Genomic DNA, 17538 nt, shown 5'->3' with positions numbered 1-17538 from the left:
AAAATCGGGAACTAATTCAAAGCCGGACGTCATGTTCGGCTTTTTTTGATTGTTTACATGACTCTACATGAGCTTATCAATTAGCGTTTAATCATAGTAAAACCGTTAATAACTCTTAGGAAAAACAAACATAACTTAACCTTACGCCTTATCAAAGACACCACTTATAGATATAGAACTCTTCTGAGATTTAATTAACACTTTTACTATTTAACTTATGACTAAACTACTCCCCAACAACACTAAAATGATATTGTATTACAAATATTGGATGGTGTAAGAGACGTACTACTGTGTTTATAAAATCAACTAAATTGCTTCTAATAAGCTTCTCTGGGCTTGGATTAATAGGGTGTGGAGGAAATACCTCCCCTACAAGCCAAGATGATAAACCAAATATTCCACACCAAGAGCATGTAGCACCATACTCAATAGCAAAATTTCAAAACATATTGAGTAATTCAGATTTACAAGTATCAGATCCCAATGGGGAGGAGGGAAACAAAAACAGTGACGTCAAAAATGGAGCATTCTCGGATTATAAGAGTGACCACTTTTACGCAGAAAATGATTCCAATTACCTTGTCTTTAAAATGTCGAACTACAAAATGCGCTCAGAAGTTCGTGAGCGAGAAAACTTTAACATTTCAGAACAAGGCGTCTTTAGAACTTTGTATGCAGATGTTCGATTACCAGAGATTAACCTTGCAATGGCTAGCTCCCCTGCAAACCACGATGAAGTCACTTTCCTGCAAATTCATAACAAAGGCACAGATACTTCTGGTATAGGTGCTATCCCACACCCTTTGTTACGAATCGTTTGGGAACAAGAACGAAACAGTATCACTGGTCATTACTGGGCGGTAGTAAAGAACAATGCCATAGATTGCAGTCTACCTTCTAGCGCATCAGATTGTTATGCAACATCATACAATCGTTATGATTTAGGAAAAGCCGATCTCAACGCATTCACGCGATTCGAAGTAAAAATCGGAGAAAACACATTAACCATTAAAGTGAACGATGAGCAAAAGGTAAATGTAGATGTATCCTACTGGCAGCACCTCCTGAGCTACTTTAAAGCCGGAGTTTATAACCAGTTTGAAAACGGTGAAGCAAAGGTACAATTTAAGCAGTTAGGACTAACCAAAACTGACCATACTGATTCAATAGCTTGGAATATTGACGATTGGAAATTAACCATTCCTGCAAGCAAAAATGATTGGTATGGTTTTGGCGGTGACAGCGCGGCTGAATTAGAGCCTGAGCGTTGTAATTCAAGTAAAGATCTTCTGTCTAACGAAGAGAGCGTTTACCAACGCGAGATTGATTTATCATACTTCAATGTTATTGACGGTAGCATGCATTTCCGCGCCGATATGGGTTACGGCACGTCAACGGCCAACTCCAGTTACATCCGTTCAGAATTGCGAGAGCTCTACATCAGTACTAACTCCCCGGATTGCAGCACCAGCGATGAAGAGACAAGTTGGTATATTGAAGATAGTCGCACCGGTGCAACTTCGCATACGCTAAACGCAACACTAAGAATTAACGAATACCCTAAAATCGACGGTCAATTACCAAAAGTCGTGGTAGGCCAGATACATGGTTGGAAAATCAGCCAAGCACTCGTGAAGTTACTTTGGGAAGGTGACAATAAGCCAGTCCGAGTTATTCTGAACGATAACTACAAACTTGATAACAACAAAGACTGTACTGATTGCAACGCATTCAGCGTTAAGCTTGGTACCTACGCGGTAAACGAAGACTGGCAATATACGATCCGTGCCGATAAGGAAGGACTGTTTTTAGCCACCTACGATGCAGATGGCAGTAATATGGTCTCGCACACACTGAAGTGGGGAGAAGCATACTCAGACACCGCTAGCAACAAGTCCTATACTCTTACTGAAAGATGGGCGTCGCCTGATATTGCGTTTTACTTCAAAGCCGGAATTTACCCTCAGTTTAAACCTGATAATGCATATCGAGGAGAAATCTTTGATGTGAGCTTTAGTGCTTTGAGCACTCTTCATCAATAGTCATTTCAATCTCTTAGCAATAGGCTTGTTACTTTGCTCTAAAGCAACGAACAAAGCTCATACTGCCGCCACGGGAAATTTATTTTCTCGTGGCCTCTTCTTTTAGAACATCACAATTCAACTCGCTTCACGCATAGTGTTTCCTTCTACGATAAATATATAAGTCAACCTCCACTTAGGCAGCTTAAAAACAGCTTCTATAGTTTCATGAGATATTTATCTACCCTAACGCTGAGCTATTTTAAATTTAACCAATTAAACTACTCTAATATACATTCGCACTTAAAAATAAACATTGTCAGAAGATAAAACCAATCAATAATTATTACCTATCTATGGTAATAAATTTTTAAATTAATTTATCTATGTCAATTAAAATCATATTTGAGCTGTTTTATTCTTCTATAGAAAGCAAAAGCCCTCAGCTACAACGCTGAGGGCAAAGGACTTCAATCAACTAAAAGTGATAGAACTAGCCTTGGTACTTACCAAAAGATTGTTTTAATTTATAGAAAGTAGCTTGTGCGTAATCATCTGGATTACCGTACATATTCTGGTTATAGACACCGGCTTTAAAGTACATATATCTGCCACCTTCGTCATAGCCACTGTCACTCATATCTACGACTTGAACAACATCATCTTTACCATCACGTTTTACCGTAACTGTCATTGTGTTGCCTTTCACATCAATGATGTAGCTGAATTTTTCACCTAGCGCGATGCCATCGTCACCGATTTCACCAGTCATATCACCCACTAAGCTGTAGTAATCCTCTGTTCCAGTTTTGGTTTTTTCGTGAGCAAAGTAAACTGTACCTGTTGGTTGGTCTGGTAGCTTACGATAATAAAGACGAATTGGCTCATCATCTTTGTCATGAATCTGGCCGATAATAAAGCGGCCAACTTCATGCGACTGACCAGTTGTAGTTGCGTGGTCAATCTTCAGAGTCGCTTCAAGCGTACCGTCTACACCACCCGCTTCTTTTTGATCTTCAACTGGTGCAGAACTGAATACCCAGTTATTAGGATTTACACCTTTTGTGCTGTAAGACTTATCACCAGCACGAAGCATGGTACGTAACTCAGTTCGCGCGTATTTAGTGTTTTCAGAAGTTCGAGCGCCTTTCACATAGCTCTTGAATACCATTCCGCCATCATCTGCTGTGTAGAATATATCAGAGTGTTGGAAGCCGTTAGCCAAGTCCCACTCATCAATATCATCAGCACGACCATCTTTGTCATGGTCGAAAGGTGTCGTCAGTTTCCAACGTGTTAAGTCAAAGTTTTCACCCGGAGCATTTGTAGCGAGTGGCTCTTTCGGTAACGTAGGGTAAGGCATCGCTTTAGAAAGATCACACGTCACAGTCGTTTCACAAGGACGGACGATTGGTGCTCCAAAGTCGCCTTTACGATTCTTTTTGAGTAAATCCTTTTGTGCCTTTTGCTCCGCTTTCATTTGCGCAATCATAGCCGCTTCAGCGTTAACGACGTCATCAGTAATGATGTGACTTGCCGGACAGGCATTAATTCCGCAATTAACTGCAGCTAACTCAGTAACTGAGTTCCATTGGTTTTTGCTATTACCGTGGCCAACGTAACGAACATAGCGTGCTTTTACTGCAGGCTCAAACTGGAAGCGCTCTAAGCCAAGTGCGCGACCAGAGCTTTGCGCACCCTCAATAACCGTCACCCAGTTTTCACCATCAGTACTAAACTGAACATCAAATTTGCTGACGCGTTCGTTACCTTTGCTGAACGAGGCTTGAATTGCGTCGAACTCATAAACCGAGCCGTAATCCAACATCGCCCACTCACCATCACCATTTGCTGACCAACGTGTCATAATATCTTGGTCAAACAACTGCTCTGGAACATTACCATCATGACTACTCGCCGTTATCGTAACGGGAGTCAGAATATCAGCACCAGTTTCTTGGTTGTTTGGAAATGGATCTACCATGGTCGCCGTACTATTACAGCCCACAGCAAGTAAAATAGAAGAAGCTAACAAGCTTTTGAAGAAAATATGCTTCATGTAATCTAACACCTACAATATAAAAATGAATTAACAGCTCTTTTGCTGTAACAACAATTAGGCAATAACACTCGGGTTAAAAGCTGTATTTAAGGCCAAGGCGTGTTCTCAATTGGCGGTCATCCGTGGTTGAACCATCCTTACCTTTGACATTCCACAATTCAAAGTAAGGACGGAAATCTCCCATTTGGTAACCAACAATTAAGCCAGCATCCCACTCAGAATCTTTCCAATCAGATAAACGCACTTCGTCATAGTTTTTGTTGTAGTTGATCTCATAGCTCAGCTTGACGTTATCAAGGTACTCGTTATCAAACTGACGCATATCGTAAGAGCCTGTCAGTGTCCACTTACCTTGTTCAACTGTTTTCCCAGCAACGCTTACCGAAGTACCATCCGTTAGTGTTTTGTTACCTGCACCATCTGAATAAACTTGAAATTCGTGTCGGTAACGTAAAGCGGTACTTAAGCCAAAAGAGGATTTGTAACCAACACGAACTTGTGGTTTATAAGTGGTTTTTTCGTCATCATCGCCAAAAGTAATAGGCATCCCTGGTTGGATAAACCATTGTTTATTTATTTGGTAGCGAACTCCCCAATCAAACTCAGAATCACCAGCAACGAGTTGATCCCAAAAATGCGAGTTGTCGTAACTATGGAATTTTTGTTCAACACCAAAGTTCAGTTTGGTCTGATCGTTAATTTTAGAACTACCACTAATTTTGATACGTTGGGCATAAGTTTCACTCTCATGCTTATATTCTGCGCGATAGTCTAAAGTTGCTGCGGAAACCGCTCCTGCCATTAATGTGGAAGCAACGAATAGGGACATTGTTGTAACTGCTTTCATGATTATATCTCTCTGTATATATTTTTTGGGATACCACTTAAATCCCTGGATTTGATTCAACACTATTGAGTTAATGTATGACAAATACTAGTTAATTCATCATGAGAGTTCTGTGATATTAATCATGTAAGTGCCCCTTAACTGACAATTTGTATTATTATATATTCAAAAGTGTTAGCTATGTCTGATTCTAAAACGACCTTTGTAGACATCACTTACAGAGAAATGTTTTAACTCGTTTCATATGATAAAGAAGAAGATTAAAAAAATATAAACAGCAATAACTTCAATGGCTTAAAATCAAAAATCTTGATGTAAAATCAAATTTCTTTCCTAAATCACCTTTAGTTTTTGCTGTTCCTCTATAAAGAAAGCTGTCAACCTCATAAAGGTTCAGCTCTTATTGATGTTAATATTCAACTATTTTGTGTGACTTATTCATCACTTCAGTGAGCAATCATTGTATCTAGTGTGAGTCGGATCATTCTATTGATAAAACCATCTAGATGACAGAAATTATTTGTCTAACAATATTACATAAATAAAGACACATAGAAGTGAGTACCTACCATGCAAGTAACAAAAATTGCAGCAGCAATTGCTATTTCCACAGGTTTGTTAACCGGATGTAACACTGATTTAAGGGATGCACCATCGGCTCCCCCACCAACAGAAACTGAGTCTGAGTTGAGCCAAGGTATGTGGGATATTTCAACACCAGCCACTGTGGCGAAATCCGATGATGAGCACGACCTGCCAAACGTCTATGTCTTTGAAGACGGTACGCAAAAGTATTATAACGATGATGATAACTTCGGTACTTACACAATCTACACTTCAACTTATACCGAAGATAAAGATACAGAGACGCTTACATTCAACCTTTATCACGAGAGCGATCTAGGTAACCCTACCGAGTTAACAGGGACTTATGAAGTTTCAAACGGCATGTTAACCATCTCAGGAACGAATGACGGAAACTTCACCGGTAACGATGAATCAGAAAACGATGCGGTGAAAGATGCAGTTGCAGCGGCAAATAATGACGCTGGCGATAACAACGTCGTACAAATTTTGGATACCAATAAAGGTGGAACAGAAGAAGACACCGGTGAGTTACGAATCAAGCTGTCTGATTCAACGAGTGTTTCAGAAATTTCAACAGGCCGACTAACTGTAGATCTAACTTACCAGCATCATGAAGAAACAGAACAGGAAGCCGACGGTTCTGGTGACAATGCTTACATCTCATTTTATGCAGCAAAAACCTCGAATTCCAACTTGCATGGCGAAGTGGCATTTGAAAACGGCAAAATCAAATACCGCGATGCAAGTGGAAACTTGACGGAAACAGGCGACACGTTTGAGTTAGGTGAAAACCTCGCGATAGAAGTCAGTTGGATAGAAAACTTCTTCTCTTTTTCGGTTAACGGTAAACAAATAGGTGAAATGTTACCTGTCGCTGATGGCACCGCTGTAACTTATGTATCACTGAGACTAGGTGATAATGGCAACACTACAAACTTTGAATTAAATGCAGACAACTTGAAGATTTACTCTAGTGATTCGGGCTCTGAAGTGTTGGTTCTAGAAGAGGATTTTGACAACTACATTCCAGGCTTAGACCTTGCGACAATTTACAACAGTGCATCAAGCGAAGCGGTTGTCATTTCAGACGGAAGTTCTAATCCTGATAAACCGTCAGAAGACGTGAGTGAAAACTTTGACTCATACCCAGTAGGAACAAATATCAGTTCAGCAAACTCTAGTTGGAAAGAATACAATACGGTTGCTGATGACTCCTCCACCTTGACCTCCGTGGCTGTAGTAAGTGATGACGTATCAAAGAGCGGCACTAACTCTCTGCTAATATCCGACACAGATACGACCAACAAACCATACGTTACGCGCGAGTTTTCAAACGGAGCAACATCAAACGGTAGCGTGTCATTCGATGTTTACATTCCGTCAGACAACGAAAAAACTACATACATTAATGTTGGCTCAGGTAAAAACAACTCAGATCGTTACTACGAATTGAGAATTTCGGGCAGTGGTAAAGTTGAAGCCGAAGCAGGATCAGATGACGTAGAAATAGGCACTATTACGACTGACGCTTGGAACTCAATGTCCCTAGCTTGGGATGGTGATGAGATTAACGTTTCTATTAATGGAAAAACGGTTGATGCACCAAGTCAGTCCGAAACAGGCTTAGACGCAACGAATACACCATCACAACTGACTATTTATGTAGGGGACACAAGTGGTGCTTCAACAAAAGCATATTTCGATAACATCGATTCAAAGCAACTCTAGTGTTATTTTGTAGCACTTGATACTAGGCCAGGCTTTCGAGCCTGGCTTTATTTTTTTACCTCTTCAGAAGAACAAAATTCAACACAATACTCTAAATTCAAGCCAGTCCCAGTGATTGCTTGCTCTATCTTGTTTCTTACCTTTTAAAGAATTCCACTGAAAACAAAAGCCTCATCAAATCGATGAGGCTTAAGTAGAAATCGAGTAGCTCTTAGTTTTCTATTAGTTTCAATTTTGATTTAGCTTGAGCTTAGAAAATGTCACGCTGTTATAGTCACCGTTTTTCTTGTCGACTGTAAAATCACCGGTGCCCGCACATCCTGTACCCCACACAGGGTGAGACTCACTGACGCTACATTGACCATAAGCTCCTGCTTTAAAATAGAACATGTCTTCTGCGTAGCCATGCTCAAAGTCCTTACTATCAATCCCCTTACTGAGATCTATGGAATAAGTCACTGTCTCGTGGCGTTCTGTTTCAAACGTCAAGTTCATCATAGTTCCTTGAACTTCTATCTTGTAGCTGAACTCTTCACCAAGAGCGATACCTGCTTGGCCTGGTTCTTCAAGGTTATCCCAAGTATTTCCCCATACTGGATATGCAATATCAATACGATTTGGATCTTCCTTCGCTAGGTTACGCTCGTAGTTCCAAAATACAGAGCCCATTTTGTGTTCTGGGAATTTTTTATAGAAGATTTTAATGGGTTCATTTCCATGTCCATAACCTTTACCCTCTTTTATTCTTGCATCAATTTTTTTCGCGTGGATTTGACCGACAACAACAGAATGAGCAGGCCCTTTTTCTGGAAATTTGGCGTGTTCAGAAACATGGTTCACTTTCAAGGTCGCTTCCAACGTTCCACCTACGCGACTGTGTTTAGCAGCCTGAGGGTGGCTCGATAAAGCCCAATGGTTTGCTAAATCATCGGTTTGAATAGAAAAGTCAGCGCCACGAGGCATTTCACGTAGTTCAGAGCGTGCATTCTTCGAGTTTTTTGTCGTTACCGCTTTATTCTGCACTTCAAACACCAAGTTGCCTTCTTCGTTCAAGAAGAAGAAATCTTTGTGTGAATAACTCAGCATCGCCACACCCTCGATTTCGTCCACTTTTCCGTCTTCATTGATATCGGAAGGAATAGTGATCTTCCAGTTTCGCATATCAAATTTATCGGCAGGGACTGGATAATCAACGCCATTATTTAAATCAGAAGCGATAGCAAGAGTTGGTAAGGTAACAGCCATTGCGGCTACGAGTAGATTGAGTTTCATGTTCAAACTTTATTATATGTAATATTGTCATACATATAATAAAGTTTGCAAAGGAATGATTCGAGGAAAGAAGTTATGATGTGCTCTATTGATCACAATTTATAAACTCGATAAACGCCAAAATGATAAGCTAGACATACTCCTCTTTAGTCCATAGCATCTACGAATATTTTCGACCTAATCCAATAGTCATAGAATCAATCGTACATTAGCTTGTCTGCCTTATTAATATCGAAATCTTTCAGAGACTTACGTGCTAAATGCCTAAATGGCCATGCCTTAACAATTTCTTCAAACGGCATGATTGCAAACACCCAAAACACTGAAAGGTCCAAGTATAAAATCATCAAAGCACATAACGGTATAGAGATTACCCACTGACCGGTAAAGTTAATCTTAAACACCTCCGTTGTTTTACCTAACGCTCTCAAAATATGACCATGAACGGTGTTATAGCCACGTACTATCGGTAGCAGTATGTAAAGTGGAGCAATCGCGGATAACGCTTTGTAAGTACTCGGGTCTAAGTAGGGATACAAATCAGGAAGAACGAAACTAAGTGCAAAAAAGAAAAATGCTGACACGAACGAGATCATCACGGCCATATCAATACTAATATCGACATTGTTACGCAGCTCATCCATTTTTCTTGAGCCAATTGTTTGGCTAATCGTGATTGCCGATGAATGCGCCCAAGCAGTAATGAACTGAGTACCCGCTTTGATCCAAGGCATCACGATAGTCATAGCGACATAAGCATTTAAGGTCAGTTGCGAGTACAGCAACATGTATATAGTTGCGCCAGTTTGTAACATTGTGACGTTCGCCGCGACGGGGAAAATCTCTTTAAAATGCTTATGTATATTGCTTTTCAATGACGCATCAAGCTTCTTAATAGACAAGATGATAGAATCATCAAGCTTAATGCACATGGTTAAATATAACAGCCGAATACTAATAGCAACCAAACTACCCGCCGCGGCGCCTTGAACGCCAATACCTTCAAAATTAGTCAGGCCGTGAATCAGAACATAAGACATCGCCACGTTGACTGGCAATTCAATCAAATAGCCTTTAAATGGAACTTTGGTCCGTCCAAGCGCATTGAACACCGCAATCATAACCTGAGTAATGGCATTGAATATGACAATGAACTTAGCAATTGCAAGGTAGCATTTTGTCTCCGCATAGAGATCAACGTTATCCGTCAACTTACTGATTAACGCTTCATCAAAGACAGTAATCAACAGCCAGAATAAGGATGCGACTAGAACGTTGATAACTAAAGCTGCCCAGAAACCTTTATTTAACGATAGATAATGACCAGAGCCTACGGCACGGCTAAGTACCAATTGAGACCCATTTGCTAGAGCTATTTGGATACCTAAAACAAAAGAAACTATTGTTGTAGCAATCCCCATAGCAGCAAGTGAAACTTCACCTAATGGCGTAACAAGCAGCGTATCAATCATAAGCATTGATTGCATCAACAAAGCATTAAGAGCAAGCGGCCAAGCAAGAGATAAGTTTTTCTTTATATATGGTTGGGAAAACATTAGTAAACCTTTGTAATGAGGTTAAACGTTTAAACTAAAGAGCTCTGTCATTAGGCAAAGTTCATGACAAAAAGAAACGACAGAAAACTCTTTTTAGTCAATAAAATGTACGCAAGCTCTTAACTATTCACGGCGTCGGAAAGCCTCTGATTCTCATCATTTAACAGCGTTTGAGAGGCTAAACGAGCTTGAAATGAGTTTCCGACCATAATTGCATCATAAATTGCACGGTGCTCATTAAGGCAGAACCTCCCTCCTTCAACTGACTTGTCAATAAACACCTTAAATATGGTCGAAAGTATATTGCTGAAGGGAACGTAGAATTGGTTATCGGTACAAAGGAATATCGTTTGATGAAACAAATGATCGTTAGCAATCCACTCATCATAATCGTGACATCGTGCTGCCATCGTCATTCTTTGAAATACAATTGACAACAGCTTTCTTTGCTCAGCATTGGCATTTTGGGCTGCCAGCGCACACGCCTCTGGTTCTATGGCTTTACGCAATCCTAAAAACTGAGATAGAAACGGCTTAGTATCTTCTAAATCTTGGATCCACTCTAAGAGTTGAGGATCAAGAAAATGCCAATAGTTTCTTGGTAGTACCGTAGTTCCAACTTTTGGTTTAGAGATAATTAAGCCTTTAGCAGACAGCAACTTCGTCGACTCTCGTAGTGCTGTCCGACTAACACCAAACAACTTACACAGTTCTATTTCACTCGGGAGCTTCTCATTTTGACTTAATTCTCCTGACAATATTTTGCGAGAAATCTGTCTTGCTACTTGTACATGTATCTTGTGATTTGAATTCCCGAGAAGTGAAAACTCTGCCATCTATATTCCTCATTGCTAGCAGCCTAAACGACTTGTTTAGCTAATAATTAGAAAAGGCCAAATGAAACACGCTTTGAAGGCGGAGACTTTCTGTGTAAATGTAAAGCACTGTTATTTAGCGTCTAAAATCTAACGATCTTATGAATATGATTTTTACTCGCGAGGTATATTGGCCAAACTCAATATTGAATGGTCGAGTAGTAACATCATGCACACCGATCTTTAGTATATAATAATACAATATCACTTTATTTAACAAGAAACCTGACCTTCTATTCAAATTGTGTGCTGTGTATTGAAAATCAGTGAGTACAATAAGTAGGCGCGACTAGAGTTAACTAACATATTGAGCTAACAAATAAATAAGGAATGATGTAAGAATCAGTGGCCTCATCTGTTATACGCTAAGTATCATAATCATGAAGGCTTCATAAAGCAGTCGGAGATTCAAAATGGATTTGTGAAGACAACTGTTATTACGTAAACATCTTCTTGGTGAGCTACACTTTGGATGATATAGTCCAAGCTTAAATAATACAATTTTAACGATAAGTGATTTTATGTCTGGTGAATTTCATTCTATCTCCGGTTCCAAGCGCAGCTTACATGTGCAAGTAGCTCGCGAAATTGCTCGTAGCATTTTGTCAGGCAAGATCCCTCAAGGGTCCATTCTTCCAGGAGAAATGTCCCTGTGTGAACAGTTTGGTATCAGTCGCACAGCTTTGCGTGAAGCCGTAAAACTTTTAACATCAAAAGGTTTACTCGAGTCACGTCCAAAAGTTGGTACTCGAGTCATCAACCGAGCGTACTGGAACTTTTTAGACCCACAATTAATTGAATGGATGGACGGTCTAACAGAGATAGATCAGTTCTGTCATCAATTTTTGGGGTTACGACGCGCGATAGAGCCTGAAGCTTGTGCACTCGCAGCGAAAAATGCCACTGCGGAACAGCGAATTCAGCTATCAGAAGCATTCCAAGATATGTTGGAAGTCGCTAAAGCAGACGAACTGGACAAAGCGCGCTGGATGGATGTAGATATTCGTTTCCATAGCATTATTTTTAACTCAACCGGAAACGACTTTTTCTTACCGTTTGGGCATGTTCTGACTACAATGTTCATTAACTTTATTGCTCACTCATCTGAGGAAGGCAATACGTGCATCGAAGAACATCGTGAGATTTATGAAGCAATAATGGCAGGCAATGCTGAAAAAGCACGTCAAGCTTCGGCTAACCACTTGTTGGAGTCAAAACATCGCTTACCTGAAGCCAGTTAAGCTTAGGGCTTGGGCGATCTAATAACTAGGCAAAAGCACGCATCTCGCGTGCTTTTTTAATTTCGTTTCCTCCATTCTTTATGGCACACCATCAACATTTTGATATATAGTAATACAAATGTATTTTGAGAATGTTGTGTTATGACCGACTCGCTACTGCCAAATATCATACAGTTTATCAGCCAGATTGATCCGTTTGACAAGGTACCTAAAGGTGCACTTCGCGAGCTTGCTTCATCTGTTAAGATCACTTATTTAAGCAAGGGGGATGTTGTTGATCAGTATTCTTCTAAGAACGAAAAGTCACTTTATATTATTAGAACTGGCTCTATCGAACAGCGTAAATCTGATGGCATATTGAGAGCTAAACTTGGTCCGGAAGATTTGTTTGGCTTCACTTTTCTTGGTAACGAAGTCGAAAGCGGAAAAGAATACAAAGCAATTGCAATCGAAAATTCATTAGTTTATGTAATTCCAAATGCTGCGCTGAAAAAGTTGTGCACTTCTCATCCTGAATGTGCTGAACATTTTGCATCACAAGCTCAGGTACGGCTAAAGTCAGCATTAGATGTCGTGTGGTCTAACAAAGAAAAAGGGTTGTTTATTCGGCGTGTAGAGGAAGTTGCTAGTGGTCGAGTTGCAATTGTAACCGCTGAGCAATCCATTCAGTCAGTCGCCAACGAGATGATCGATAAGTGCTCTCCCTGCGCTGTCGTTTATCGTGATAATAAAATAGTTGGACTGATTACCGACCGAGATATGACAAAGCGAGTCATCGCTAAAGGATTAAGCATCTCAACACCAGTCGTCGAAGTCATGTCGCCTGATCCTAAAACAATTCATCCTGACGATTTAGTTCTGCATGCTGCCTCCATTATGATGCAGCACAACATAAGAAATTTACCCCTAGTCAAAGACAATAACGTCGTTGGCGTTTTGACAACAACGCACTTGGTTCAAAACCATCGAGTCCAAGCAATATTTTTAATTGAAAAGATCAAATATGCTGGCAGTGTCAAAGCTTTGTCTAGTTTTACGTCTGAGCGCCAAGCTATTTTTGAAGCATTAGTCGAAGGACGGGTTTCACCAGAAATCATTGGTAAAGTGATGACCATGATTATGGATGCGTACACTCGTAGGTTAATACAAATAGCCATTGATAAGTTGGGAACACCTCCCTGTGACTTCTCTTGGATTGTGGCAGGCTCTCATGCTCGCCAAGAAGTACATATGCTGTCAGATCAAGATAGCGCCATCGTATTAGATGATTCGGCAACAGATAACGACCGTATCTACTTCAAACATTTAGCAATGATAGTAAGTAATGGTCTGAATAAATGTAACTATCCATTGTGTCCAGGGAAATTTATGGCAGCGACCCCTAAATGGTGCCAGCCTCTCTCTGTTTGGAAAAAGTACTATAAGAAATGGGTGGCAAATCCTGAATACGAGCGCCTCCTCAATATCAGTGTCTTTTTAGAAATCCGAACCGTTTATGGAAACAAAGACTTTGAACAGATACTCCGCGATGAGCTTCACTCTAACATCAACGCTAATAGAGAATTCCTTACGATGTTAGTTAACGATGCGGTGAAAACAAACCCACCGCTAGGAATATTCAATAGCCTGGTATTACAAAAATCGGGAGAGAACAAGAAAACGCTCGACGTAAAAAAATACGCGATTAATCTAATCATTGATCTTGCAAGGATTTATGGTCTTGCAGTTGAATGTGACCTCACTGCAACTGATGAGCGTTTTAAAGCAGCTAACGAAAAAGGGCTGCTCAGCCATGACGCGTACAAAAATATAATAAACGCATATCAATTCATCTTGTCGTTTCGATTTGCCCATCAATTAGAAGCACTAAAAAGTGGAGATGAGCCAAATAACCACATTGACCCCAATACGTTCGGTAGTTTTGAACGTCAACATTTAAAAGACGCGTTCCGCATCATTGCAGATCTACAAGAAGTCGCCAAACTCCGTTTTGGGAGCCGATAATGAAGCGCTTACTTGAGTACTTTCATCCATTGACACGAAAAAATCGTCAGAGACAAAAGCACTGTAAAAAGAAGCACATCCCTCTTTATCTTAAAAAGCTGCTTCGCTCGCCAAATCTGGACGTAAATCAACGAGCTTTTGACACTGAGTTCATCGTTCTTGATCTTGAAACAACTGGCTTAGACAGTGAGGAAGAAGTCATTCTTTCCATGGGCTGGGTAGAGATTCGACAAGGCCATATTGACTTAGCAACAAGCCAACACCTTTATGTACATAGCGACTCAAAAATTAAGCCCGAAACCATAGTTGTTAACCATATTACCCAACAAATGCTGACTGATGGAATCTCTATTCATGAAGCAATGCGGACATTCTTTAAAGCAGCAGAAAACAAAGTTATTGTTGCGCACGGATGTATAGTCGAAACTAGCTTTATTAATCAATATTTACAGCGAGTTTTCAACATAAAAGAGTTGCCGCTCATTTGGATAGACACCTTGCGAATAGAAAAAAGGTTACAAAGAGCTATCAATGCTTCCGATGAATCAGATGTGACTCTAGCAGCGACAAGGGAACGTTACGGGTTACCCGCTTACAACGGCCATAATGCACTTGCAGATGCAATTGCAACTGCAGAGTTACTATTAGTTCAACAAACCCGTATCGCACCTCAGACAAAAGCGACAGTCGGGCCCCTTTACCGGCTTAGCCTGTAATCATCCAGATCACAGGCCTATTTGCTAAACATGTTCTCTGTCACAATTTGGTATCATCAGCATTTACCTTGATTAATAATACAATATCATTAATGGAGGCGACGTTAGCAAAATGCAGCGAATAGCCATTGTCACTTGCCAACATCAGAGCGAGTGTAAACTGATTAGTTGCTCCATATCATAACTACATTTTAGAGAGCTTAGCATTGCATGTGCGCAATGATTGTCGAAGATCTAGCAGCGTTACATAAACAACCGAATTCAGGTGATGTCCCCTCGAACGTCATCTGTAGTGGTTAGTAATCATGTAAAGCCGCTGTTGCGAACTTCAGCCGACAGCTCGCGGTACTAGTACCGTTTGGCCCATGCAGTACAGGCTTGCATGGGCTTTTTTTTAACAATCCTACATCAATCGATGTTATATCCCTCTGCCAGATATGCATAAATCCGCGTCCATTCTTATTAGAGGACTTAAGATTCTTTATAAGTATATTCATAGAACCCATACCTAAACTCGACACTTTTAGCAGCTTCAGAGAAAAGCAATATCTGACACCGATCACTTGTATGATTAATTAAAGGGTTTATTACGCCTTACTGGTCACGGTTTTGAGTTATTGTACTACAAATAAGAGGAACGAACGTTACTATTACTTAGGACAATAAACTACTTCAAAGGTCTAAAGATGGAACTCAATACTCTCATTGTGGGCATCTATTTTCTATTCTTAATCGCAATAGGTTGGATGTTCAGAACTTTTACTAGTACTACAAGCGACTACTTCCGAGGTGGCGGCAACATGCTTTGGTGGATGGTTGGAGCAACGGCGTTTATGACTCAATTCTCTGCTTGGACATTTACTGGCGCCGCTGGTAAAGCCTACAATGATGGTTTTGCTGTCGCCATTATTTTCCTTGCAAACGCGTTTGGTTACTTCATGAACTTCGCTTACTTTGCACCGAAATTTCGTCAGTTACGCGTCGTAACTGTCATAGAAGCCATTCGTATGCGTTTTGGTACAACAAACGAACAAGTATTTACTTGGTCTTCGATGCCAAACAGTGTTGTCTCTGCAGGTGTATGGCTTAACGCCCTTGCTATTATAGCTTCAGGTATTTTTGGTTTTGATATGACAGCAACCATCTGGATTACCGGTTTAGTTGTACTTGCGATGTCGGTAACTGGCGGCTCTTGGGCGGTTATCGCCTCCGATTTCATGCAAATGGTCATCATCATGGCGGTAACGATCACATGTGCAGCCGTTGCTATTGTTCAAGGTGGTGGCGTTACTGAAATTATCTCTAACTTCCCAGTCGCAGAAAGTGGGAGCTTTGTTGCAGGTAACAACCTGAACTACTTAAGCATCTTTAGTATTTGGGCGTTCTTTATCTTCGTTAAGCAGTTCTCTATTACAAACAATATGTTGAACTCTTACCGTTACCTAGCTGCAAAAGACTCTAAAAATGCAAAAAAAGCAGCTTTGCTAGCATGTGTATTGATGCTGGGTGGAGTTTTCATTTGGTTCATGCCTTCTTGGTATATTGCAGGCCAAGGTGTTGATTTAGCGGCAGCTTATCCAGATGCTGGTAACAAAGCAGGCGACTTCGCGTACCTATATTTCGTTCAAGAGTACATGCCAGCAGGTATGGTTGGACTTCTGGTCGCTGCAATGTTTGCTGCTACGATGTCCTCTATGGACTCTGGTCTTAACCGCAATTCAGGTATTTTCGTAAAGAACTTTTATGAACCGATCGTTCGTAAGGGCCAAGCATCAGAGAAAGAGCTAGTCGCTGTTTCTAAAGCAACATCGGCGGTATTTGGCGTTGCAATTATTCTAATCGCGCAGTTTATAAACTCTCTAAAAGGTCTGAGTCTATTCGACACTATGATGTACGTTGGTGCGCTCATCGGGTTCCCAATGACAATTCCAGCGTTTTTAGGCTTCTTTATCAAGAAAACTCCAGACTGGGCCGGTTGGGGAACTCTAGTCGTGGGTGGCATCGTTTCCTACCTTGTTGGGTTTGTTATCACAGCTGATATGGTGTCATCGGCGTTTGGCCTTGAGGAGTTGACTAGCCGAGAATGGTCTGATGTGAAAGTAGCAATAGGTCTAATCGGACACATGACGCTAACTGGTGGCTTCTTCATGTTGTCGACTCTATTCTACAAACCTCTAACTGACAAACGTCAAGCAGATGTCGATAAGTTCTTTGAAAACCTATCAACGCCTCTTGTAGCGGAATCAGTGGCACAGAGAAAGCTCGATAACAAGCAACGTCAAATGCTGGGTAAACTTATCGCGGTCGCAGGTATAGGTGTCATGTTTATGGCTCTGCTACCTAACCCAGTATGGGGGCGCTTAGTGTTTATTCTATGTGGTGCCATCGTTGGAGGTGTTGGTCTACTACTTGTAAAAGCTGTGGATTCAAGCGCTGAACAAGCCTCTGAACCTGTGACAGAAAGTTAAATCTCTTATTCTAATAAACGCGGCTATTCTTTGGCCGCGTTTTTTAATTCTAAGTTCCCAGTACGAACACTTCACCCTTTTACGAAGACATATCATCTTGTCTAGGGTTATCGAATTGCAGCTTTATTTTGTCATTCGATAAGGCTAAACCAGAACG

At 40.7% G+C, this 17538-nt stretch carries 11 protein-coding genes; 6 read left to right on the top strand and 5 right to left on the bottom strand.

All coding sequences use genetic code 11. The features are described 5' to 3' along the window. Positions 1-293 precede the first annotated feature (293 nt). Positions 294-2045, top strand: a complete 1752-nt coding sequence (locus tag KJB35_RS24825) for a polysaccharide lyase family 7 protein (RefSeq protein ID WP_238952574.1) — start codon at positions 294-296, stop codon at positions 2043-2045. A 472-nt stretch (positions 2046-2517) separates the two neighbouring features. Here the strand turns inward: KJB35_RS24825 and KJB35_RS24820 are convergent, their stop codons facing one another. Together KJB35_RS24820 and KJB35_RS24815 are read right to left on the bottom strand one after the other, a co-directional pair. After that, positions 2518-4083, bottom strand: a complete 1566-nt coding sequence (locus tag KJB35_RS24820; protein ID WP_017821221.1) for a polysaccharide lyase family 7 protein — start codon at positions 4081-4083, stop codon at positions 2518-2520. Positions 4084-4159: 76 nt separating this feature from the next. Continuing rightward, complete coding sequence (locus KJB35_RS24815; RefSeq protein ID WP_017634227.1) at positions 4160-4933, bottom strand: oligogalacturonate-specific porin KdgM family protein; 774 nt, start codon at positions 4931-4933, stop codon at positions 4160-4162. A 570-nt stretch (positions 4934-5503) separates the two neighbouring features. Between KJB35_RS24815 and KJB35_RS24810 the strand changes: the two genes are divergently transcribed. Beyond that, positions 5504-7249: a LamG domain-containing protein gene (locus tag KJB35_RS24810; protein ID WP_258482136.1), complete on the top strand. Its 1746-nt coding sequence runs from the start codon at positions 5504-5506 to the stop codon at positions 7247-7249. A gap of 228 nt (positions 7250-7477) precedes the next feature. Here the strand turns inward: KJB35_RS24810 and KJB35_RS24805 are convergent, their stop codons facing one another. The 3 genes from KJB35_RS24805 to KJB35_RS24795 form a co-directional block, all read right to left on the bottom strand. Continuing rightward, positions 7478-8521 carry a polysaccharide lyase family 7 protein gene (locus tag KJB35_RS24805; protein WP_033906976.1) on the bottom strand — a complete coding sequence of 348 codons (1044 nt, stop codon included), beginning with the start codon at positions 8519-8521 and terminating at the stop codon, positions 7478-7480. Positions 8522-8718: 197 nt separating this feature from the next. Then, a complete protein-coding gene (locus KJB35_RS24800) occupies positions 8719-10008 on the bottom strand; it encodes an MATE family efflux transporter (RefSeq protein ID WP_372051952.1) in 1290 nt (429 codons plus the stop codon). Positions 10009-10196: 188 nt separating this feature from the next. Further along, entirely contained in the window at positions 10197-10913 is a 717-nt protein-coding gene (locus tag KJB35_RS24795) for a FadR/GntR family transcriptional regulator (RefSeq protein WP_017634231.1), read from the bottom strand. Between the two features lie 560 nt (positions 10914-11473). On the opposite strand from KJB35_RS24795, the gene KJB35_RS24790 reads away from it, so the two are divergent. From KJB35_RS24790 to KJB35_RS24775, 4 genes are all read left to right on the top strand, one after another. Continuing rightward, complete coding sequence (locus KJB35_RS24790; protein WP_005388529.1) at positions 11474-12193, top strand: FadR/GntR family transcriptional regulator; 720 nt, start codon at positions 11474-11476, stop codon at positions 12191-12193. Between the two features lie 141 nt (positions 12194-12334). Then, positions 12335-14197 (top strand): putative nucleotidyltransferase substrate binding domain-containing protein, encoded by a 1863-nt coding sequence (locus tag KJB35_RS24785; protein WP_053307762.1) that lies wholly within the window; start codon positions 12335-12337, stop codon positions 14195-14197. After that, positions 14197-14913 (top strand): 3'-5' exonuclease, encoded by a 717-nt coding sequence (locus KJB35_RS24780; protein WP_005388533.1) that lies wholly within the window; start codon positions 14197-14199, stop codon positions 14911-14913. The genes KJB35_RS24785 and KJB35_RS24780 overlap by 1 nt, the downstream gene beginning before the upstream one ends. Positions 14914-15599: 686 nt before the next feature. Beyond that, positions 15600-17381 carry a transporter gene (locus KJB35_RS24775; RefSeq protein WP_031781211.1) on the top strand — a complete coding sequence of 594 codons (1782 nt, stop codon included), beginning with the start codon at positions 15600-15602 and terminating at the stop codon, positions 17379-17381. Positions 17382-17538 lie beyond the last annotated feature (157 nt).

This window comes from Vibrio sp. D431a (genome assembly GCF_030248655.1).
GTDB classification, from domain to species: domain Bacteria; phylum Pseudomonadota; class Gammaproteobacteria; order Enterobacterales; family Vibrionaceae; genus Vibrio; species Vibrio alginolyticus.
This window is presented reverse-complemented; position numbering and strand designations above follow the sequence as displayed.